This is a genomic window from Spirochaetae bacterium HGW-Spirochaetae-1 (genome assembly GCA_002839375.1).
GTDB lineage: Bacteria > Spirochaetota > UBA4802 > UBA4802 > UBA5550 > PGXY01.
The window spans coordinates 257,958-279,599 of sequence record PGXY01000001.1; the positions used below are offsets into that span (position 1 = coordinate 257,958).

General features: G+C 45.6%; 22 protein-coding genes. 7 read left to right on the top strand and 15 right to left on the bottom strand.

Annotated elements, in window-relative coordinates; all coding sequences use genetic code 11:
• Window positions 1-24: 24 nt before the first annotated feature.
• The 5 genes from acs to CVV44_01150 form a co-directional block, all read right to left on the bottom strand.
• Window positions 25-2,019: an acetate--CoA ligase gene (gene acs / locus CVV44_01130; protein PKL41267.1), complete on the bottom strand. Its 1,995-nt coding sequence runs from the start codon at window positions 2,017-2,019 to the stop codon at window positions 25-27.
• Window positions 2,020-2,574: 555 nt separating this feature from the next.
• Window positions 2,575-3,552 (bottom strand): hypothetical protein, encoded by a 978-nt coding sequence (locus tag CVV44_01135; protein PKL41268.1) that lies wholly within the window; start codon window positions 3,550-3,552, stop codon window positions 2,575-2,577.
• 310 nt (window positions 3,553-3,862) lie between these two features.
• On the bottom strand, window positions 3,863-4,333 hold the full coding sequence (locus CVV44_01140) for a hypothetical protein (protein PKL41269.1): 471 nt from the start codon (window positions 4,331-4,333) through the stop codon (window positions 3,863-3,865).
• On the bottom strand, window positions 4,323-4,886 hold the full coding sequence (locus CVV44_01145) for an RNA polymerase subunit sigma-24 (GenBank protein ID PKL41270.1): 564 nt from the start codon (window positions 4,884-4,886) through the stop codon (window positions 4,323-4,325). The genes CVV44_01140 and CVV44_01145 overlap by 11 nt, the downstream gene beginning before the upstream one ends.
• Window positions 4,876-5,229, bottom strand: coding sequence for a hypothetical protein (locus tag CVV44_01150; protein PKL41271.1), 354 nt, complete (start codon window positions 5,227-5,229; stop codon window positions 4,876-4,878). Before CVV44_01150 ends, CVV44_01145 begins: the two co-directional genes overlap by 11 nt.
• 640 nt (window positions 5,230-5,869) lie before the next feature.
• Here CVV44_01150 and CVV44_01155 point away from each other — a divergent pair.
• From CVV44_01155 to CVV44_01185, 7 genes are all read left to right on the top strand, one after another.
• The gene (locus CVV44_01155) at window positions 5,870-7,261 is read left to right on the top strand and encodes an L-seryl-tRNA(Sec) selenium transferase (protein PKL41272.1); all 1,392 of its coding nucleotides are present in this window, start codon (window positions 5,870-5,872) and stop codon (window positions 7,259-7,261) included.
• A 1-nt stretch (window position 7,262) separates the two neighbouring features.
• Window positions 7,263-9,083, top strand: a complete 1,821-nt coding sequence (selB, locus tag CVV44_01160; protein PKL41273.1) for a selenocysteine-specific translation elongation factor — start codon at window positions 7,263-7,265, stop codon at window positions 9,081-9,083.
• Window positions 9,080-9,856, top strand: coding sequence for a hypothetical protein (locus tag CVV44_01165; protein PKL41274.1), 777 nt, complete (start codon window positions 9,080-9,082; stop codon window positions 9,854-9,856). Before selB ends, CVV44_01165 begins: the two co-directional genes overlap by 4 nt.
• Window positions 9,857-10,456: 600 nt before the next feature.
• The gene (gene rpiB, locus CVV44_01170) at window positions 10,457-10,903 is read left to right on the top strand and encodes a ribose 5-phosphate isomerase B (protein ID PKL41441.1); all 447 of its coding nucleotides are present in this window, start codon (window positions 10,457-10,459) and stop codon (window positions 10,901-10,903) included.
• Between the two features lie 35 nt (window positions 10,904-10,938).
• Window positions 10,939-12,630: a hypothetical protein gene (locus tag CVV44_01175; protein ID PKL41275.1), complete on the top strand. Its 1,692-nt coding sequence runs from the start codon at window positions 10,939-10,941 to the stop codon at window positions 12,628-12,630.
• A 77-nt stretch (window positions 12,631-12,707) separates the two neighbouring features.
• The gene (locus CVV44_01180) at window positions 12,708-14,117 is read left to right on the top strand and encodes a poly(A) polymerase (protein PKL41276.1); all 1,410 of its coding nucleotides are present in this window, start codon (window positions 12,708-12,710) and stop codon (window positions 14,115-14,117) included.
• On the top strand, window positions 14,110-15,585 hold the full coding sequence (locus CVV44_01185; GenBank protein ID PKL41277.1) for a hypothetical protein: 1,476 nt from the start codon (window positions 14,110-14,112) through the stop codon (window positions 15,583-15,585). Before CVV44_01180 ends, CVV44_01185 begins: the two co-directional genes overlap by 8 nt.
• A gap of 5 nt (window positions 15,586-15,590) precedes the next feature.
• Here CVV44_01185 and CVV44_01190 read toward each other — a convergent pair whose 3' ends face one another.
• The 10 genes from CVV44_01190 to CVV44_01235 all read right to left on the bottom strand — a co-directional run bounded on the left by CVV44_01190 (window position 15,591) and on the right by CVV44_01235 (window position 21,542).
• A complete protein-coding gene (locus CVV44_01190; protein PKL41278.1) occupies window positions 15,591-15,941 on the bottom strand; it encodes a YraN family protein in 351 nt (116 codons plus the stop codon).
• A gap of 138 nt (window positions 15,942-16,079) precedes the next feature.
• Window positions 16,080-17,243, bottom strand: coding sequence for a hypothetical protein (locus CVV44_01195; GenBank protein PKL41279.1), 1,164 nt, complete (start codon window positions 17,241-17,243; stop codon window positions 16,080-16,082).
• Entirely contained in the window at window positions 17,243-17,515 is a 273-nt protein-coding gene (locus CVV44_01200; GenBank protein PKL41280.1) for a flagellar biosynthesis protein FlhB, read from the bottom strand. The genes CVV44_01195 and CVV44_01200 overlap by 1 nt, the downstream gene beginning before the upstream one ends.
• Window positions 17,516-17,585: 70 nt before the next feature.
• Complete coding sequence (locus CVV44_01205; GenBank protein ID PKL41281.1) at window positions 17,586-18,644, bottom strand: hypothetical protein; 1,059 nt, start codon at window positions 18,642-18,644, stop codon at window positions 17,586-17,588.
• Complete coding sequence (locus CVV44_01210) at window positions 18,641-19,354, bottom strand: ribonuclease HII (protein ID PKL41282.1); 714 nt, start codon at window positions 19,352-19,354, stop codon at window positions 18,641-18,643. Before CVV44_01210 ends, CVV44_01205 begins: the two co-directional genes overlap by 4 nt.
• Window positions 19,355-19,360: 6 nt before the next feature.
• Window positions 19,361-19,786, bottom strand: coding sequence for a 50S ribosomal protein L19 (locus CVV44_01215; protein ID PKL41442.1), 426 nt, complete (start codon window positions 19,784-19,786; stop codon window positions 19,361-19,363).
• A 14-nt stretch (window positions 19,787-19,800) separates the two neighbouring features.
• Complete coding sequence (trmD, locus tag CVV44_01220; GenBank protein PKL41283.1) at window positions 19,801-20,499, bottom strand: tRNA (guanosine(37)-N1)-methyltransferase TrmD; 699 nt, start codon at window positions 20,497-20,499, stop codon at window positions 19,801-19,803.
• Window positions 20,489-21,028, bottom strand: a complete 540-nt coding sequence (gene rimM, locus CVV44_01225) for a 16S rRNA processing protein RimM (GenBank protein PKL41284.1) — start codon at window positions 21,026-21,028, stop codon at window positions 20,489-20,491. Before rimM ends, trmD begins: the two co-directional genes overlap by 11 nt.
• Window positions 21,025-21,261: an RNA-binding protein gene (locus CVV44_01230; GenBank protein ID PKL41285.1), complete on the bottom strand. Its 237-nt coding sequence runs from the start codon at window positions 21,259-21,261 to the stop codon at window positions 21,025-21,027. Before CVV44_01230 ends, rimM begins: the two co-directional genes overlap by 4 nt.
• Before the next feature lie 17 nt (window positions 21,262-21,278).
• On the bottom strand, window positions 21,279-21,542 hold the full coding sequence (locus CVV44_01235; protein ID PKL41286.1) for a 30S ribosomal protein S16: 264 nt from the start codon (window positions 21,540-21,542) through the stop codon (window positions 21,279-21,281).
• Between the last annotated feature and the right edge of the window lie 100 nt (window positions 21,543-21,642).

Here is a 21,642-nt window from a genome sequence, read left to right on the forward strand (position 1 = left end):
GTTGGTTGAGAAAGTGATTCGTAATTATTTGCCCTGGGCTACTTTTGCGCCGTCGATCAGTACATCAACAACTGATGGGTCGGCAAGAGTAGAAGTGTCGCCCATTCCGCTCTTTTCGAATTCACCAGCGGCAACCTTTTTGAGGATACGTCGCATGATTTTTCCTGAACGGGTTTTGGGAAGAGCGTCTGCCCACTGGATGATGTCGGGAGTGGCGATGGGGCCGATCTCCTTTCTAACAGTAGCGACAAGCTCTTTTTTCAGCTCTTCAGTTTTTTCTACGCCTGAGTTCAGTGTTACGAAGGCATAGATGGACTGACCCTTGATGGGGTGCGGATATCCAACAACGGCAGATTCAGCAACTTTCGGGTGTGATACGAGTGCGGATTCAACTTCCGCGGTACCCATACGGTGACCGGAAACGTTGATAACGTCGTCAACACGACCGGTAATCTGATAGTAGCCGTCTTTGTCTCTGCGGCAGCCGTCACCGGTGAAGTACATTCCTTTGAACTGTGAGAAATAGTTGGTATAGAAACGATCGGGATCTCCGTATACGGTTCTCATCTGGCCAGGCCATGATTGCCTGATGCAGAGGTTACCGGAGATTTGATCGCCTTTTTTCCAGGGAATCTCCTTTCCTTCGTCGTCAACGATCACGGGATCGCAGCCAAAGAAGGGAACGGTAGCCATGGCAGGTTTGATATCAATACATCCGGGAAGCGGAGTAATAAGGATACCACCTGTCTCTGTCTGCCACCAGGTGTCCACGATGGGGCACTCGCCGCGGCCGATCTTGTTGTAATACCAGTTCCATGCTTCGGGGTTGAGGGGCTCGCCAACAGATCCGAGGAGCTGCAGTGATTTAATGTTGTGCTTGTCAACCCAAGAATCGCCTTCTTTCGCGATAGCGCGGATGGCGGTAGGAGCGGTATAGAAAATGTCAACCTTGTGTTTTTCAACTACTGCCCAGAAACGGCCGAAATCGGGATATGAAGGAACACCTTCAAACATGATCGAGGTTGCTCCGTTTGCCAGAGGACCGTAAACGATGTAGGTATGTCCTGTTACCCAGCCTATGTCAGCTGTACACCAGTAGATGTCACCATCATGATAATCGAAAATCATTTTGTGGGTGAAAGCAGCGTATGTCAGGTAGCCGCCGGTGGTGTGCATTACACCCTTAGGCTTGCCTGTCGAACCTGATGTGTAAAGGATGAATAGAGGATCTTCCGCATCCATTTCTTCTGCGGGGCAATCGGCGCTAACCGCTGCCATCTCTGTTTCATACCACTTGTCAATTTTGTCGTTCCAGTCGCACTGGATTTTGTCGCCTACACGTTTAACAACGATGTGCAGGTTGACTTTGGGACATTCCGCGATGGCTTTGTCAGAATTGGCTTTCTGAGGAACAGCTTTTGCTCCGCGGAAAGTTCCGTCGCAGGAAACGATAACACGGCTGTCGCAGTCATTAACACGGTCCCTGAGGGCTTCAGCGGAAAAACCGCCGAATACTACGGAGTGAATTGCGCCGATTCGGGTACAGGCAAGAATACCTATTGCCAGTTCGGGAATCATGGGCAGATAGAACGTAACACGATCGCCTTTTTTAACGCCGTATTTTTTGAGGACGTTAGCAAATTTACATACTTCAGTATGAAGCTGCTTGTAGGTGAATTTTTTGGTTTCGCTGGGCTCGTTGCCTTCCCAGATGATGGCAACCTGGTCGCCGCGTTTTTCCAGGTGTCTGTCAAGACAGTTGTAGGAAACGTTTACTTTGGCGTTTACGAACCATTTTACCCAGAGGTTGTCTTTAGAATCGCCATAGCTGCAATCCATAACCTTGTCCCATTTTTTGAACCAGGTGATGTATTCCTCGGCAATTTTTCCCCAGAAAACTTCGGGTTGTTCAACAGATTCTTTCCACATTTTGTCATACTGTTCACGGCTATTTACATAAGCCTTTTTTCTAAACGAGTCTGGAACGGGATAGATATCCTTAAGTTTAACTTCTCCCATCTGATACCTCCGAAAAGATTTTGATAGAGTTTATATACGTGGCAATTGCCGGCGAAATAGAAAATGAAACGGAATTTCAGGCAATTCCCGTAGTATCCTGTCAAGCCGGGGCCGGTGCAATGTCTGTACCGGTTCCCCAAATGATTAAGACATTGTAATTGTATAACGGCGCGATGTTTGTCTGTTGTTAAATAAAAAGGAATATCAGATGATATTCCTTACCGCAATACAATGGATTTATCAGTATTAATATCTGCATACATGTCTCTGGAGGAACAATCAGAGACATTCACCTGTTCTGTTTCAGCATGGGCAGAAACGTATATTGGTTTTGCATGTATTTTTATATCTGACATATATTTTAAAACGTAAATCTATTAAAAATTTTATAGCAAAAACATAATTTAATTTTTAGTTTTGATAGCTATACGGTTTGACAATACTAAAAAATAGAAAATTAATACAAGCATTTTTTCATAGCGGCCGAATTAATTGTTTCGATACGTGTAATTCCGCCACGATAATTAATATTGGTTTTTCCGATGAGGATTCGGGTTAAAATGTTTTATTAAAGCCCATGAGTATCTTCCATTTTCGTTTCAAATCATCGGGAACAGCATCTTCTTTGACCTCCATCATGGGAAGCACAAAGCTAATATATCCTGAAACATACTCCCTGATATTGAATTTTATGGCCAGAATCATGTCCGATGCTGTAATTTTGTCGTTCCGTTCTATCCAGTCCGTGGATCCAATGCCCGTGGTAGATATTTTGTAGTTGCTTCCCGGCATGTGAAGGAGGTTGAACTTGAGCTGAGCCTTTAAGTAATCAAAAATAGTGTATTCCGCGCCCAGCAGAAAGGAGAAGGATATACCGTCTTCAATAATTAATCTTGTGGTAGAGCTGCTTTCAATGACCGCTTCGGAATAGTAGGTGAAGCCGAAATTGGCAAAAAACCGGAAAGGCAGCCTGGTAACGGAATCGGGCAGTTTATACGACACTGATTCAAGCAGGGAATAGGTGAATGCGCCGTAGCCCGTGGGTACCACGTATGACCCGTCCTGCGCCATGGGGTCTCCTGTAGGGAAGGTCATTTTTATTGAAGTAGTGCTGTCCAGAATTTTCATGATATTGAAAAAAAATGAAACATCCATCATGGTGTCGCCATAACCCCTTTTATGGTAGTCGGATCCTGAGTAGGTGAGCGTCCGGAATATATAGGGGAGCGTAAAGCCGATCTGGCAGAAGTCGGCAAGCGAATATTCCATGCCGAGGAACAGGATCATGAAATATGGCGAGTACATGTAGGTCGTATCAATGTTGAGGCCGCCCATGGGCTGTATCCCCGAAGCATCGTCAATGATGGTATTTTCCAGCATAATGGTGTCGCTGCTGTAGATGCGTGCGTCGCTTCCGCCTTCGTAGGACAGGGGTGATTGGAGATACTGAGCCCGGGCGGATTGAGAAGATGCACACACGATAATGCAGGGAAGGACTATGGTGTATATAATGACATGCTTGATATGTTTCATTGATCTGATTTCTCTTGATTGAAATTAATTAAACAGGATACAGCGAATGCTGTTTCATGGTAACTTCTGCATCATCACTAATATATAGTCAATTGCAAAATAAGAGTTTGAAGAGTTTTTTGCAGGGAGATCGGACTCCGGTGCCACTGCCGGAGGCCGGGAATCGATGAATCACCCGGAGTGTAACTTTTTAAAACGATAAAAAATTATAAACTCCTCACAGGGGTGGCGGCCTTCGGTGTATGGGCGGCTTGATTATCTTCGCCGGGGTGCACTTTTTGCGGCTCTGTATCTTATGCAACCGGGGGTGTCAGGAAAAAATCCAATGAATAAAGCGTTCGATTTTTTCCCGGTGCGGAAAGACCTCGGGGTGAGTTCCGGCAAAGAGAGATACATAGATGGTTATTCCCACTCCCATGACGATTGTGAGAGGTATTTCCAGATTGCCGCCGAAATGTCCTTTCATCCAGGCAAATGATTGATTAAAGGGGAGGGCCATAATGCTCAGAATAATAAAGGAACCCACGGCAAGCCATTTGAAATTGGACATGGTGTGGGAGTAGTTCTCTTCAAGTTTGAAAATGCGGTTCATGACCGATTCGCTGATATCTCTGTCCATGCGGAAGGGCGATGTTTCTTGGAAATAGTCCATGGTGTCGCTGAGCAGCCTGATGTCATTTCTGCATCGCCTGCAGAAAATGAGGTGCATTCTCAGCATGATGGGAAGATGTGTGTAGTCATCCTGCTCAAGATATTTTTCCATCGTTTTTTCACATTTCATCATATTCCTCCGCAATAGTCCCCTTTAAACCATTATGCAATATTTTCTTCGCCCTGAATACATTGGATTTTATTGTATTTACGGGAATTTGTGTTATTTCACTTATTTCGGCATAACTCATTCCCATAAAAAAATAAAAATCCACACAAATTCTGTACTGCTTCGGCAATTCCCTGATAGCATTTTTGAGAATCTTCCTGATCTCTGTCTCGATGTGAGAACCTTCAGGATTTTTCTCCTTTGAAACCAGGTCGATATTCTCCAGGTCACGAATATCTTTCCTTGCTTTGACTTTATTGATTCCCATATTGTAAGCCAGCTTATACAGCCAGAAACGGAAGGGCGACAATCCCTTGAACATTGAAAGTTTCTGGTAAGCCTGTATAAATACTTCCTGCGCAAAGTCATAGGAATCATCCTCATTTCTGAGGAAACGCATACCGATGTTAAAGACCTGTTTCTGGTATCTGTTTACAAGTATTCTGAAAATATTTGTATTTCCCTGCAGGACCTCTTTTACTATATGCTCATCAGTGCTCTGATCATGTTTCATTGCTGTTTTTCAACAGTGTTATTCTTAAAACAAAAAAGATAATCAGACAGACACCTATGGAAAGTGGTATCAGTCCGCTGAGAACACCGTAGCTGAACCCATCTTTAACAAGAAAGAAAATTACAAGGCTTATACCAACCCCGAAAAGCATAAGACCTGAAAATATGCTGAACGAATCAATATCAAAATCCTTCTTTTTCAGCATGTTTTTTTCTATCATAAGCATTCTTTGCTGGTGATTCCAGTACAGATAAAAAAAGATAACGGTACTCCCCATGACAATTCCCACAATGGGGATAATTGAAACGAGTACCTGTACAACTGTTGGAGGAACGACTTCCATTATAAACTCCTGATGATAAAATTTCCCGATGCATCGTGATAATTATCCATGTAACATCCGTTACCGATTGTCAATAATTAATTGTATGGTTAAAAATACCGGTTTCTGCTTGCTGCAGCGGGTTGTTGTATCAATAGTTTTGAAGGGCTTCCATGAGCTGAAAACCGAAAATACCGCTGATGAGTAGAACCAATGCAATAATAATGAATGTCATGGGGGTTCTCCTTGTTATTTTTATAATTTTTTAAATAGGGTAATATATCTATGATCTCAAGACGTTATAAACGCATAATTCATACCAAAAGACAGGACATACCCTGAAAGGGTTGCAAATAATTTAAAAAAGATGATTATAAAAAAAATACCTGTTTTAAGAAAAAGCTGATGGCTTAAAAGAATTGACACATATATACTGGATTGCATGCTATTTAAAATTTTTAAAAAGGGAAGAGGATGGTATCTGGTGGTATCCGCGGTCTTCAAAACCGTAGGCTGTAATTTATTGCAGCGGCAGGTTCGATTCCTGCCCCTTCCGCATATACGTTATTATTCCTGAATACGGAGGATGTTGTCAAATGCTCTCCTCCTCCGTGGAATTATTTTTCCATTCCTTTCATGTTAGAGTGCCGGCTGGATTACAATGGATATGAATAAGGATATACTGAGAAACATCCCCCAGGTGGAAAAACTGCTGCAAGACGAGACGATCGCTTGTTTTCATGATACCCTGGGCCATGGCACCGTGGTGAAAATCATCCGTGGTGTTATCGATGATTTCAGGAGAAGTATAGCCGGGGGTGAAAATCCAGGCCTGGACAGACTGGCGGACCAAATTGTTCATGCCTGCCGGCGTGTGTCACAGGAAAGGCTTCAGCGGGTCATTAACTGTTCAGGGGTCATTATCCATACCAACCTGGGCCGGTCTCCTTTGGGCGTAGATATTTTCGAAAAAATGGGAAAGACATTATCGGGGTATTGCAACCTGGAGTTTCATATCCCCACACAGCGGAGGGGCAAGCGGGGTGGTTTTGCCGAGTCGCTGCTTTGCGATCTTACCGGTGCCGAGGACGCCCTGATAGTCAACAATAATGCCTCAAGTGTTTTTCTCATGCTTAATGAATTCAGCCGCGGTAAAGAGGTCATCGTATCCCGGGGAGAGCTCATCCAGATCGGCGGCGGGTTCCGGATTCCCGATATAATGCACCAGTCGGGAGCGCATCTTGTGGAGGTAGGAACCACTAATATCACCGAGTTGGATGATTTCCGCCATGCCGTGACGGAGAGGACCTCCATGATATTTTCGGCGCACCAGTCAAATTATCGCATCCAGGGCTTCACGGATGCCCCTTCCCTGAAGGAACTGGCCACGCTGAAAAGCGATTCCGTTATTTTTGCGCGCGACCTGGGAAGCGGGAACCTGGTTTCCCATGACGGGCTGCCGCAGCCTTTTGAATCCACGATTTCCCACGAGCTGAAGCAGGGTGCTGACCTTATTTGTTTCAGCGGTGACAAACTGCTGGGTGGATGCCAGGCAGGGATAATAATCGGTCGAAAAGATCTTATCGGAAAACTGAAAAAAAACCCACTCATGCGTATGCTTCGCGTGGACAAGATAACCTATTTCATCCTCCAGGAAACCCTGCTGGAATACGAGAAGGGAACGCAGGAGGGCATTCCCCTCTGGAACATCATTCATCAAAATGTGAAAACCATATCAGCCCGAGCCTCATCAATTTTGCGTAAAGTCAAAAATTCCCGTAAAAGCGAATATTGCAGAAAAACAGCTACCAGGGCCACCTTCGGAGGTGGAGCGCTGCCCACCATGGAAATAGTCAGCACGGGCATAAGTATCGATGTCCCGATGATGAAACCCGACGATGTAGCTGCTTTTTTCCTGGAAGGGAAGGTTCCTATTCTCGGTACGGTTACGGACGGCCGCTTTATGCTCGATGTTATGACCGTTTTTGACCGCGATACGGACCTCATAGCCGGGCGCATTGACGATCTTCTCAGTAGTAAAGTTGAGTCCTGACATGTATATCGTAGGAACATCGGGACATATCGATCACGGCAAAACATCGCTCATCAGGGCGCTTACGGGAACGGACTGCGACAGGCTTCCGGAAGAGAAGGAACGGGAGATGACCATCGATATCGGTTTCGCCAGCATCGACTATCCCCGCTTCGGCACCGTGAGTATCATAGACGTGCCGGGGCACGAACGTTTCATCCGGAACATGGTGGTGGGCGCCTGGGGCATCGACCTGGCCCTTCTCGTGGTGGCCGTTGATGACGGCTGGATGCCCCAGACCGAGGACCATTTCAGGGTCCTGCAGCTTTTGGGAGTGGAACGCCTCATCGCCGTTCTCAATAAGACCGACATCGCCGATGAAGAAATGATCAGCTTCGTGGAAGAGGAGGTACGTGAAAAGCTCGAAGCAACGCGTTTTGCCGGTTCCGATGTCATGAAGGTGTCGTCAAAAACGGGGACGGGCATAGAGGAACTGCGCGAGGCCATTGTGGTCAATCTCCGCAAGCTTACCAAAGCCTCCAATGCCAGCAAGCCCTATCTTTTTATAGACCGCGTTTTCGCCTCCAAGGGCTATGGCACGGTTATAACCGGTACCCTGAAAAACGGCATCTTCCAGGAGGATGAAACAGTACAGATACTTCCCGTTAAAAAAGAGGCCCGCATAAAAAGAATCGAGAGCCATTACACGGCCCTGCAGGAGGGGAATCCCTCGCAGCGCACGGCCCTGAACCTTTCGGGGATATCCGTGGATGAAGTGAAACGGGGATACGTGGTGGTGCGCGATAATTTTTTTACCGGTTCCAATGACATCATTGCCGGCATCCAGCTTCTTGATACAAAGAAGGAAATAAAAAACAACCTGGGAATAGAGGTGCTTATCGGCACCACGGCCGTAAAGGGGAAGATGATACTCCTTGACGAAGTGGACAGCATGGAATTTCCCGCCCGGATCAAACTCGAGGAGCCATGGTTTACCTATCCGGGACAGCCCTTTGTCATGACCAGCCCGGGAGGGCACCGCATTATCGGCGGGGGGAGGGTTCTCCTGCCCGAGTTCCACAGCCGGAATCAGAAAAAGCTGGTAAAGGGCGCTGTTGCTGATTTTGCAAACTGGAACCGCGATAGAATAGTTGAGTTCATTTTTTCAGTATATCAGTGGATGAAACGTGAAACGGCCTATGCCCTTTTCCCCGAAAGCCGGAAGAGTCTTGATAAAGTTATTCAGAGTCTGGCGGAAAAAGGCACCATCCAGGTATTGAATGACTATATCGTTCTTACCGATTATTGCAACAGCTCCATTAGTCTCGCCGTTGATGTCATTAATAAGGGCGTGGGCCTGAATCTTGCGGAAATATCCCATGGCGCTTCGCTGAATCCGGAATTCGCCCGTCTCATCATGCCCATAATTTTGATGAACCATACCGTGATAGAGAAGGACGGCCGATATTTTGCCGGAGATGCCATAACCGAGGATGCTCTTTCGGTGGGGAAAAAAAAGATACTTCAGCAGCTTCTCCAGGAAGGAGCCGGCGGCATGGAACTGGATAAGCTGAAGGATGATGTCGTGAAAAAGGACGTCCGCGATCTCGTCAAACTGGGATTTATCGTGAGTCTCGACGGAAATATCCTCTATCACCACCAGGTCTATGAAGACCTGAAGGGGAAGATCATGTCCCTCTTTGACGACCGGGAAAAGATTATGGTCACCGATGCCAAGGATGCCACGGGAGGTCTTTCACGGAAATATATTATCCCCCTGCTCAACCGCGTTGAGAACGATGGTCTTATCAAGCGGCTGGGTGATTTCAGGATCAAGGTATGATACTGGGATTTGATATAGGCAATACCAGCACGGTAATGGGTCTTTATCGAGACGAGTCGCCCCGTCCCGATGAAACATTCCGTTTCGATACGGATAAACGAACTTCCACGTCAAAGCTGGCCGGTGAGATCCGGCGGCTCCTGGGACCCCGTGAAGGCGGGAATATTTCGGAGATAAACGGCTTTTCATATTCAAGCGTGGTGCCTGAAATAAATTCCGTTTATGATGAGGCGGCACGCCTGCTGTTTAACCTTGAGGCCATGGGAATCAGTCACCTTAGCAATCTGGCAATTACCCTGCGGTATAAGGATCTTTCACAGCTCGGTGTGGATCGTATTGTCAATGCCGAGAGCGCTTTCAGGGAATACGGGGCTCCCTGCATTATTGTAGATATCGGTACCGCAGCAACCTTCTGCGTGCTTCTCGAGGGCGGGATTTTTGACGGAGGCCTTATTGCCCCGGGAATCAACACCACGATAAAAGCCCTGTCACAATACGCCTCCAACCTGCCTCCAGTTACCTTTGAAAAGCCCGATCGCCTCGTGGCTCAAGATACGGTCAATGCCATTAAATCGGGTTTTTTCTACGGATGGATATCGCTGGTTTCGGGAATAATCACATTGATTGAAAAACAGTATGATATGCAATTCAAAATCATATTTACGGGAGGACTATCCGCTCTTGTAGCGGAACATCTGGATCGGGAAGTCATGGTTGACCGTGATCTAACCATGAAGGGTATTAAATATATTTACGATTTGAACAGGCTGTAAATATACACATAATTATAATAATGAACACATAACACGTAAAAATCAAAGCCATATTTTTTACAGAAGCTATATGTCAAGTTAAAATTAATGACTTATCCACAAAGTTATCCACACTATCAACATATAAACAATGCTGGTACATTAATTTCCTCAATTAATTTCCCGAATAACAGAAGCGTTATACTTCCGGAATGACTGAATCAGGCTTTTGTCGTCCTGTTATGAGACATAAAATAGTAAGTCCTGATTCATTCAGGAGATAGAATACTAAAAAATGCATATAGACCTGAATGATAGCATAACGGTAATTTTTTTTCAGGTAATAATATTTATGCAGACAAATAAAATTTTCTGTCAAAATTTAGATATTGTTAATAACTTTTCAAGGGGATGAATTTTTTTTTCATTGGCATATCTCATCCATTTTCTTTAACCGGGCATGATGAAAAGTTAATTGACGTCCCCTGATGGTTTTGTTAGTCACAAATAATCTTTTTCTGTGTATATTGGTAATTGTTTCTATATTATCATCATTATTATCGCGATGCGCCTGAAGAGGCGCAGATACAGTTTAATAGTATGTTTAAAATGGAGGATGGAATGAAAATTGCTATTGGGTCCGATCATGCCGGTGTACGTTTAAAAAAGGCCATAATGGACCATTTTGCCGATATAGAGTTTGAGGACGTGGGAACCTATACCGAGGAATCCTGTGATTATCCCGATTTTGCGTCGGAGGTGGGATTCCGGGTCCGGGACAGCAAGGTAGATGGAGGAATAGTCATCTGCGGTACAGGTATAGGTGTTTCCATCGCGGTGAATAAAATAAGGGGTGTCAGAGCAGCCCTCTGCTTCAACGGGTTTATGGCGGAGATGACGAAGCGGCATAATAATGCCAATGTCATAGCCCTGGGGGCGCGGGTCATTGGAGAGGATCTGGCTTTTGAAATTGTGAAGCGCTGGCTCGAGGCTCCCTTTGAGGGGGGGCGTCACATGCGCAGGGTGGATAAAATTGCCGCCCTGGAAGAAAGCGAGGGATGCAGGTAGCGGGAATATCATTATGAGGAGACAGCGGACAGCCGATGAAAAATACTAAAATAAAATTCATACAGGGCGGAATCATTTTTTCCACACTGCTGCTGTTATTTCCCATACAGGATACATCCTCGTCCATCGTATTCGGACCGGTTCCGGCAAAGAATCTCTATAATGTGACCATGAAAAAAGACAAGACGGGTACCAACCGGTATCTTGTGTCGGACCTGACCTATGAAAAGGACAGGATTACTGAAAAAGTGGACAATGTCCTTTCCTTCAACAAGCCCGCCGGCAGACTCCTGCAGGATGATACGGCACGATATAAAATACGCTACGCCGATTATATATCGGTAAAAAACAAAGGTGAACTGGGTGGAGGCTGCGCCCAGTTTTTCAGGGAAAGCCATCGCGTGGAACTGGAAACCACATCGGATCTTTGGCTGGGCCGATGCGGTGATCTGGATTCCTTTACCATTGAATTCCGTTTCCAGTCCAGGGCCCTGGTGGACGGCAGTGTCATATTTTCCCGCATCGGTCATTTTACCGGCGGAAGGCAGGGCGTTGAAATCCTGGTAAGAAACGGCAGGGTGGTGTGCCAGTTCCATGACATGTTCGAGGCTCCCGACGGATCACGGAAGACCATATCGCTCCTGAAAGGAAAGCAGGTGCAGAGGGATAAGTGGTATCATTTTTCTGTGAGCTATGACAGGATCAGCGGCAGGCTGGCAAAATTTCTTAATGGAGAAGAAGAGGAGGTCCGGTACATTACCCTCGATGGGACACCCTGTAATGGTCCTTATACGGCTGTATTCGGGGAAAGAAATGATGACGGGGGGCATACCTGTCTTGACAGCCCCGTGGCTGTTCTGGGCAGGAGTTTTATCGGTCTCATTGATGAGTTCAGGATCACCTACACGCATATTGACGATCTTGCATACAGGACCGCCATTGCTTTGCAGAATTATAAAAATCTCGGTGTCATAGGACGGCTTCCTTATAATACGGAGGGCATGATCACCAGCCCGGTGTATCGATTCGACAATACGGGCACCGGCGTGCAGCTTTTTTCCTGGGATTCCCTGCTGCCCGAAAAGACCTTTATCTGGTTTGAATTCAGGCTCTCCGATGATCTCTTTTATGAAAGCGATTTAAAGCCACGGTGGTACCGCGTGACCCGTGATCAGAGGAACATGTACCTCATGAAAGGTGAAGACGGCCAGTATCTCCGGGGAAAATTCTATCAGTGGCGCGCCCATCTCATCGTCTCTCCCGATGGCACCGCTTCCCCGGAACTCATGAATGTCAGGATGGATATAAAGCTTGATATGCCCCCCACTATTCCCCAATTGCTGCAGGTTGTTGAAACACGTGACCGGTCTATTAAAATCAAATGGAAAAAAAATACGGACTTTGATCTCGCGGGGTACAGGATATACTATGGAGTCAGGGAAGGTCAGTATGATGGAATTATTTCCACTATTAAAGGAAAGGAAATAAATAACAGCCTGTCGGGCTCCAATTTCATAGAAATCGAGATTGATAATGATATTATCGATGAGAATAAAAACGGGGACCGTCGCCGGCTACTTACCTATCCTGTGATCAGAAACTCAGTGCTCTATTTTTTTGCCGTCAGTGCCTATGACTCTTATAAGGCAGGCACGCCTCATAATCATGAATCAGGGCTTTCATTACCTGTATCAGCCAGACCTTTTGCCGGATCGGAAATTAAATAATTTGAAAAAGCTCCTTGACTGATAGTTCACTTCATTTCATCAGGTATCGCTGACAATAAAGAAAACAAGTTGGTTTTATGCATACATTGAAAATTACATTGCCTGAGGAAGAAAAGGAAGAGATAACCCGTATTGTCACCCGATTTATCGATAATGGCTTTGAATGTTATCTCGTGGGTGGATCGGTACGGGATCTCCTCCTGGATCACGAGATATACGATTTTGATTTTGCCACCAATGCACTTCCCGGCGAGGTCATAAAAATGTTTCGTCGTGTCATTCCCACGGGAATAAAACATGGAACGGTCTCCGTGCTATCGGGAAACCGGTCGTTTGAAATTACAACCTATCGCTCCGATGGAAGGTATATTGACGGAAGAAGACCGGAGTCTGTGCAGTTTTCCCAGTCCCTCGAAGAGGATGTGAAACGGCGTGATTTTACCATAAACGGGCTGGCCTATGATGTCCTGAAAGAGGAGGTCATTGATTACAACAATGGTCTCGAGGATCTCGGGAATCGTATAATAAGGACCATCGGTGATCCCATTGAGCGTTTCAGTGAAGACGGCCTGAGGACCTACCGGGCCTGTCGTTTTGCCGCCAAGCTTAATTTTGAGATCGACGCTGCAACCTTTGAGGCCATACCGAAAACCCTGCATATCGCCAAAAAGGTATCGGTGGAAAGGGTGAGGGATGAACTGAATAAATTACTGGAGGCTGAAAAGCCTTCGGTCGGTATAGAATATTTAAGGAAGGCGGGCCTCCTGGAATTGTTCCTGCCGGAGCTCGCCCAGTGTCATGGAGTAGAGCAGAACAGGTTTCATGTTTATGATGTGTATTATCACAGCATCTATTCCTGCGATGCGGCGCCCAGGGACCAGTTGATGCTCAGGATAGCATCGCTGCTCCATGATATAGGCAAGGTTCCGTCCAGGAGAGTCGGCAATGATGAAGAGGCTACTTTTTACAACCACGAAATAATCGGGGCCCGCATGGTCCGGCGGATCATGAAGAGGCTTAAGTATTCAAACGAAGCAGTTGACCGGGTTAATAACCTGATAACAAATCACATGTTTCATTATACCGATGACTGGACCGACGGAGCGGTGCGGCGTTTCATGAGAAAGGTGGGCGTTGAGAACATAGACGAACTCCTGGTTTTAAGGCTCGCGGACCGGAAGGGCAATGGTTCAAGGGAGGGACTTCCCGCTCCAATTAAAAAGCTTCAGAAAAGAATAGAAAAAATTATTGAAGAAGAGAATGCCATAACGGTTAAGGATCTTAAAATCAACGGCTATGTCATTATGGAAAAATTTAGTCTTGCACCGGGGCCAATTATAGGTAAAATACTTCATGAACTGCTGGAATCGGTTCTCGATGATCCGGAAATCAACAAGGAAGAAACTCTTATTGACATGACGGGAAACATACTACGGCAACTGAAAAAAGACAAAGAGGAACAGGAGGAGTGCAACGGTCATGAATAAAAGCGCTTTTCAATCAAAGGTATATCACCTGATCGATCGTTTTGAGTTTTTAAAGAAGCTGCTTTACCGGGGTGGCATACAATTCAGATGGGGACTGATCATCTCAGTCCTGCTCATGTTTATTATATCACTTTTTGCCCTCATATTTTTTGTTATGTCCAACAGTGCGCTGCTTGATGCCAATGACCGTCTGTGTAAGACCATTGCCGGTAATATATCTTCATCGGAGACCATTCTGACCGCGGAGAAAAAACCGTTCAGGAGGTCATTGATACTGCAGGATATGGTAAGGGAGCTGTCCCTGCGTAATATTGATGGACTGGTGTATTGTGCGGTTTATGATCTCAGCGGGCAGCTGGCGGAAAGGAAAACCGCCTATGCCGCTCATACGGAAAGCTACCGCCGCGGACAGTGGATTCCGAAATCTCTCTTTGATGAAATAAATACACTGCAGACTTACGAGAAGAAGAAAATTTTATATACCGATAAAAAAAAGAACGTCATTCCCTGCTACCAATATAGAAGTCCCTTCACATTTTTTGACGTCAAGGTCGGTGTCATTGAGATTGTTTTCACCGAGGCCTCCATTCTCGGTCCCGTTAAAAGGATGACCCTGTATATCATTATTGCCGGTGTGTTCATGCTTGTACTGGGAGTTTCCATTTCCCGGTCAACGGCCAGGGGGATGGTCAGGCCTATAAAAGTTCTTTCCGGCGGCATGAATCGTGTCCGCAGCGGGGACCTGGGTGTTGAACTCAATATCGAGCGCCACGACGAGTTTGGCCTCCTGAGCCGGGATTTTAACAATATGATTAACCACCTGCGGGAAAAGCTGCACATGCAGAAGTTTGTCTCTGAATCGACTATTTCAATGATCCGCGAGAAAAAAGGCCTCGATGAGATAGAGCTCGGTGGGAAAAGGGAGAACCTGGTCTTTCTTTTCTCCGATGTTCGCGGATTCACCGCCATGTCGGAGAAGATGGAGCCCGAGGATGTTGTCGCTATCCTGAATGAGTACCTTGATCTGCAGGCCCAGATTATAAAGCGGAACAATGGTGATATCGATAAATTTGTCGGTGATGAGGTCATGGCTGTTTTTTCCGGTAAAAATAAACATGAACAGGCCCTGATTTCCGCTGTGGAAATCGTGAGGGCGATTGAAGAGTTGAATGAAAAACGAAAGGCAGAAGGAGCCCTCACCGTTGATGTGGGAATTGGAATCCACGGCGGTGATGTAGTCCATGGCAGAATGGGGTCCAGGGACAGGATGGATAATACATCGATCGGTGATGCCGTCAATCTTTCGGCACGTCTCTGCTCACAGGCAAGCCCCGGCATGGTGCTGGTCTCCAAGGAAATAATGACCAAGGCGCCGAAAGGTAAATTCAAGGGGAAAAAACTGGAGCCCATAACCGTGAAGGGTAAACAAAAACCGATAGAAATATTTTCCATAACGGGCATGAAGTGATAGGATTACCGCAGTATATCCCGGGCCCATAGAATATTTCCTTGTTCAATGGCGATGAGGTCAAAACGGAATATAGTATGGTCCGGGAAATGCCATCGGTTGATAAAATGATGTGCGATGAATCTCAATGACTTCTTTTTCTTTCCGCTGATGGAGAAGAGCGCTCCTCCGTAGAGAGGAGTGCTCCTGCTTTTTACTTCGACGAAAATGACCAGGTTCTCCTTCTGTGCAATTATATCCATCTCCCCGGCGCGCCCGCAGCGGTAATTTCTTTCCAGGATGATGAAATTCCTTTCAATAAGAAATATTGCAGCAGCATCCTCGCCGTTTTTTCCCGTTTCCCGGTTGTTGTCCATGACAGTATTTTCTCCCCGTGGTGTGCCGGAAGTTCAATTTGCCGGTATTGATACACGGCGCAAAGAATAACCCGGACTTGCTGAGAATAATACGGTCAGAGACGGGTGAAATTGAAATTAATTCGGGGAAGAGAGGGATCAGAGAACGTCAAAAATGTTGATGCCCACCTCGGACTCATCCAGGGCCTTGATGATGTAGAGGGATGTCTTGTCAAGAAGGTTGACGATAACGGTGTCCTGGACACGGTTGCCGCTCTTGTCAAAAATGAGCTTGATGATGGGACGCAGGGGTTTTTCCGGGATGGACCCGATTATTATACCCTTTGTGCTGTCATTGAGTTCCACGATTGATCCGACGGGATATACGGACATCTGCGACAGGAAAATCCTGAGAATTACGGGGTCGAATTTGTTCACCCCGCTGGAAAGAAGGTTTCTCATGGCATGATAAAAGAAGACCCTCTGCCGATATGACCTTTTTGAAATCTGTGCTTCGTAGCTGTCGGCAATGGAGGCAATGCGGGCGAATTCGCTTATCTCATTTCCCTTCAGACCTCGGGGATATCCCTTGCCATCAAACTGCTCATGGTGCTGAAGGCACACATTGGCTATTCGTTCATTGAGCTGTCCCAATTGCCTGATAGCCTTGTAGCCATGGAGGGGATGGGTCTTGATCTGTTTGAATTCCTGTTCCGTGAGGTTTGACTGCTTGTGAATGATATAGACGGGCATTTTTACCATGCCTGAATCGATCAGCATGGTTCCAATGCCAAGTTCTTTCAGGGTTTTCATGGGGTATTTAAGAGCCAGTCCCATGATAAGCGAATAAAACGTCACATTGACGGAATGAGTAACCAGGTAGTCCTTTCCCTCGTCGAGTCCGTAGAGGAAAAGAAAAACATTCCTGCTTTCTATGAGTATTTTGATAATATCAATGACGGCATTTTCAATATCAATCAATTCAAAAGGTTCTTCACGCCGGATGTGTGTATAGGCTTCTTCAACGGTCTTGCGGGCCTTCTGATGGATGCCGATGAGCTGTTTTCGTTTTTTAAGGAGATTGTTATACTCCTCGACTATTTTCTTTCCGCTGTCGATACTGGAGAGGCCCTTTGATTCATTTATAAGGGACCCGGCCGTCTCGATCTCTGAAACACCCCAGGTCATGAGTTTCTTAATGTCATTTTCCTGAATGGCCACATTGGCGGCCACGAGCATGTTACTGCTGTCCACATATAATGGCTGGTCATAGATCATGCCTGGCTTCAGATCTTCAACGGGAACTTTTCTCATTTCAGCCATTATTCAAATAATCCTGTATCCACTTTGTCCTTAAAGCATTTATTGACCCTGTAACAATATGCAAGCACTTCAGCAACGGCCCTAAAGAGGTCTTCCGGTATTTCACTTCCCACAGGCAGACGGGAAAGAATCCCGGCAAGATCTTCATCCTTATATATGGGAATCCGGTTTTTTTCCGCAATCTCCAGCAGTTTCTTCAGTAATCTGCCCTGTGCAACGGCGATAATCCTGGGAAGCCCACCAGTATATTCTAAAGCGATTCCTCTGTCCATTACAATATCCAGATAAATAATTAAAAGCTTTCATACATAAGGGAAATCTTAGTGATGATTTATAGAATTCTTAAATTTTAATATCGAATTGACTATTTACTGCATAATAGGAATTAATTTCAACTAATTTATCAATTATACTCTGCCTGTAGTAAAATTTTATACCGGCATCGGGTAATAGTGCCATTAATTCCTGTCCCGAATCACGTAGCTGCTTTTCAGCGGCGGGTGAATCGGTAAAAACCGTAATGTGGAGGGCGCCCGATGCCTTCTGAACAAGAATCTCAACTTTCCCCAACCGGGAGAAATCAGCGGCAACAATGCAGGAATTGGCGTCCCCGGCATACCGTAAAGGAATTATGTCTTTTCCACAGGGGAGGGGTAGCTCCCAGATATCGGAGGAATCATCATTTTTTTGAAAGATTTCGGCCATGAGGCCTATCAGTTTATCCTTGAGCGGTTTTTCATCCAGGGTATCAACTGCATCGAATATTTCATCAATGGATTCGTCAGTTGCATTTTGATCGTTTAAAAAGGGGAGATCCCTGTCATCCCCGTCCTGGCGGAGCAGCCTCAAAAGGGGGATCAAAAGAGCCGGGTCCAGTTTAAGGCTTAAGAGAATGGCGGATATTGTCTGCACATGAACTGAGTTGATGCCGCGGGATATCATCGCATTAAATAGTTCGGCCAGCCCTTTTCCCCTTGGAGAAGGTTCCTTCCGGGGATTGAGAAGGAACAGGTTCATTTCAAAAATTCCTGCGGGGTTGCCGCTGAGATACCTGTTTACATTGAGGATGCCGGTATTTTTAAGGTTTTCGCTTACGCCTGAGAGCAGGAAATCCCTGATCTTATCCAGGTGACCCTCCCGGCTGACTGACGCGGTAATCCGGAAAAAATAGGTATCATCCTTTTTTTCATCGAGGATGAGGATGAGATGGTTGCTCCCCGGGAGCCCCTTCAGAAATTCGGCGCGGATTTTTTGACCTCCCAGATCTATAAGGGCCTCTTTCCCTTCGAAGCGACGGACAATCCTGGCGGGAATTTCAGCGCCTTCCTTCATGGTGCTGAGAAATTGCGAGAGAGAACGCTTTCCCGGAATCCTGATAATACCGCCACTGTCGATTTTCATAGCTCGATACGGTTCCTCTCCAGGGACAGCAGGCTTTTTACGGGCTCATAGCTCTTTCTGTGAATCGGACAGGGCCCCTTCAGTTTTAGTGATTCACAATGCCGGCGCGTGCCATATCCCTTGTTTCCTCTAAAATCGTATCCGGGATATATATCCTCAAATTTATCCATTATATGATCCCTGGCAACCTTGGCGGCAATGGATGCCGATGCAATTGAGAGTGATTTTCTGTCCCCTTTTTTAACAGCCATATAGGGCATGCCGATATCAAACTTAAAGTTGCCGTCCATGATTACAATGTCGGGTTTAATGGATATACCACTCAGGAGCTTTTTTAGTGCAAATTCCGTGGCGCCGTTTATGTTCAGGGAATCGATTATGCGGTGCGATACCATGGTTGCCGTGGATAGAAGACACCGGCTTCCGATAATGGCCAGGGCCTTTTCCCTTTTATTCGGGGTTAGCAGTTTTGAATCATTTATGCCGGTTAGAAATATTTTATCGGGATTATGGATGAATTCCGTACTGAACATGGTCAATCCAAGGGAAAGCGGACCGGCAAGGGCGCCGCGGCCGGCCTCATCGACGCCGGCAATTATATGGTACCCGCGGGAGATGAGATCCAGTTCAAGGGCAAAGGAGGGGTTCAATAAAAAAGCGGACTCCAAATGGTCCGCTTTTTGTGGTTCAGAAGAAAATCCTGAAGTCATGCTCTATCAGGCATTCGTGGTTTCAGTGCCTGTTTCGGCAGGCGCTTCCGCAACGGTCTCCACTGGTTCCGAGACCCCTCTGTCACCGATGGATTTCATTCTGTCTTCCTTGAGTTTTGCCGACTTGCCTTTCCTTTCTCTCAGGAAATAGAGCTTGGAGCGTCGGGATTTTCCTTTACGGGCCACTTCTATCTTGGCAATCCTTGTAGAATATAAGGGGAATACACGTTCCACTCCTATGTCAAAGGATATCTTTCTTACCGTGAATGTTTTGCTCAGACCTTTATTATCAACGGCAATGACAATGCCTTCGAAAATCTGAATTCGTTCCCTGTTCCCCTCAACGATCCTGTAATGTACACGTACGGTATCACCTATCTCAAAATTCATGTTCCGGTTAACCGGCTTTATTTCATTTTCAACAAACTGCATGATATCCATTGCTATCACTCTCCTGTTAGTTTTTTCATAATATATCGTTTATACAAATCAGGTCGAACCCTTCTTGTTTTCTCAATACTCTCATTCAGCCTCCATGCCGCTATTTTTACATGATGGCCGCTCAGCAGAACATCGGGTACAGCCATTCCTTCAATCGTTTCAGGCCTGGTATACTGCGGATATTCCAGCAAATTCTCTTCAAAACTTTCCTCTTCAAGAGAATTGCGGTTTGACATAAAACCGGGAATATATCGTGAAACCGCATCTACTATGACCAGCGCCGCGAACTCTCCTCCTGAGAGGATGTAATCCCCGATGGATACTTCACTGTCAACGTAACGTTCGATGACCCGCTGGTCTATTCCCTCGTAGTGACCGCAGATTATACTGATCTCCATTTCTCCCGCCAGGGATTTGACAAGGTTTTGATCCAGTACTATTCCGCCCGGCGATGTGAGAAGCGTCTTTGTCCCCGTTTTTTTATTTTCTTCAAGAGCCTTAAAAAGTGGCTCCGCCAGAAGAACCATACCAGAACCGCCGCCATAGGGATAATCGTCACATCTTTTGAATTTATCATCGGAATATGCGCGTATATCAACGATGTGTATTGATAGTATCCCCGCCTCTATAGCTTTACCAAGAAGCCCTGTCTCCAGCGGTGTTTTAAAGAAATCAGGAAAAAGCGTGTAAATGTTAAATATCAAATAACCCCTCGATGGGATAAATATCCAACCGCATTTCTTTGATCCGCGAGGTGTCCACCATTGAATCGATAAAGGGAATCATTAACTGTTTCCCTTTATTATCAGTTATTATTAGTATTTCACCGGAACCGGCTTGAAGTATGTCGGTTACTTCGGCAAATTTTTTATTATCTAAAAAAACTTCACATCCCACAAGGTCAAAATAATAAAAGTCATTTTCTTCAAGCTGGTCCCTTGTCTCTTCAGCTTCTTGTTGTGTTATAAAAATCTCTTTTCCTTTGAAAGCCTGGGCTGCGGTTCTGTCAAAGACACCATTTATTCTAAGAAGGCAAATTCTTCCTCCATCAGCTAACTGTTTGAATTCTTCTATGGTGTATTGTTTATAATCGTTATTTTCAAATATGAATATATGATTTCCCTTTCTGAAACGGTTGAGATTGTCGGAAATAACATTTATTTTCAACCTGCCGTTGAGGGCATGGCCTCCCATTATTACGGCTATACGTAAATAGTGTTCTTCTCTGCTCAATCAAGTATTTCCAGTACCACGCGTTTTCCTGTTTTCGTTGCAGAGGCATTGATAATGGTCCTGATTGCCCGTGCAATACGGCCGTGTTTGCCTATAACCTTGCCGATGTCTTCCTTGGTTACTTTCAATTCCAGAATTGTAGACTTTTCGCCTTCAATTTCATTTATCTCAACCTGATCCGGATTATCCACAAGCGACTTAACCATGTACCCCACGAGTTCCTTATAGTTCATCACTGCCTCCCGATGAGTTATTTCGCAGTTTTAAATTTTTGCCATAATCCTTCTTTTTTGAGAAGAGTAAGTATAGTTTCAGTCGGCTGTGCTCCATTTTTAAGCCAACCCATTACTTTTTCCTCATCGATGATAAACTGTTTACCGTCAATAATGGGCTGGTACTGACCCAGCTGATCAATGACTCCGCCATCCCGTTTCTGCCTGCTGTCTACTGCTACAATTCGGTAAAATGGCTTCTTTTTCGTTCCAACTCTTTGTAAGCGAATCTTAACGGCCACGATGTGTACCTCCTGATATAGTTAGGGAGTAAATTATTTTTATGGTGCCTTTTTTGTCAACATAAAAGTATTCACTGTTTTAAATTAATATATGCTGTTT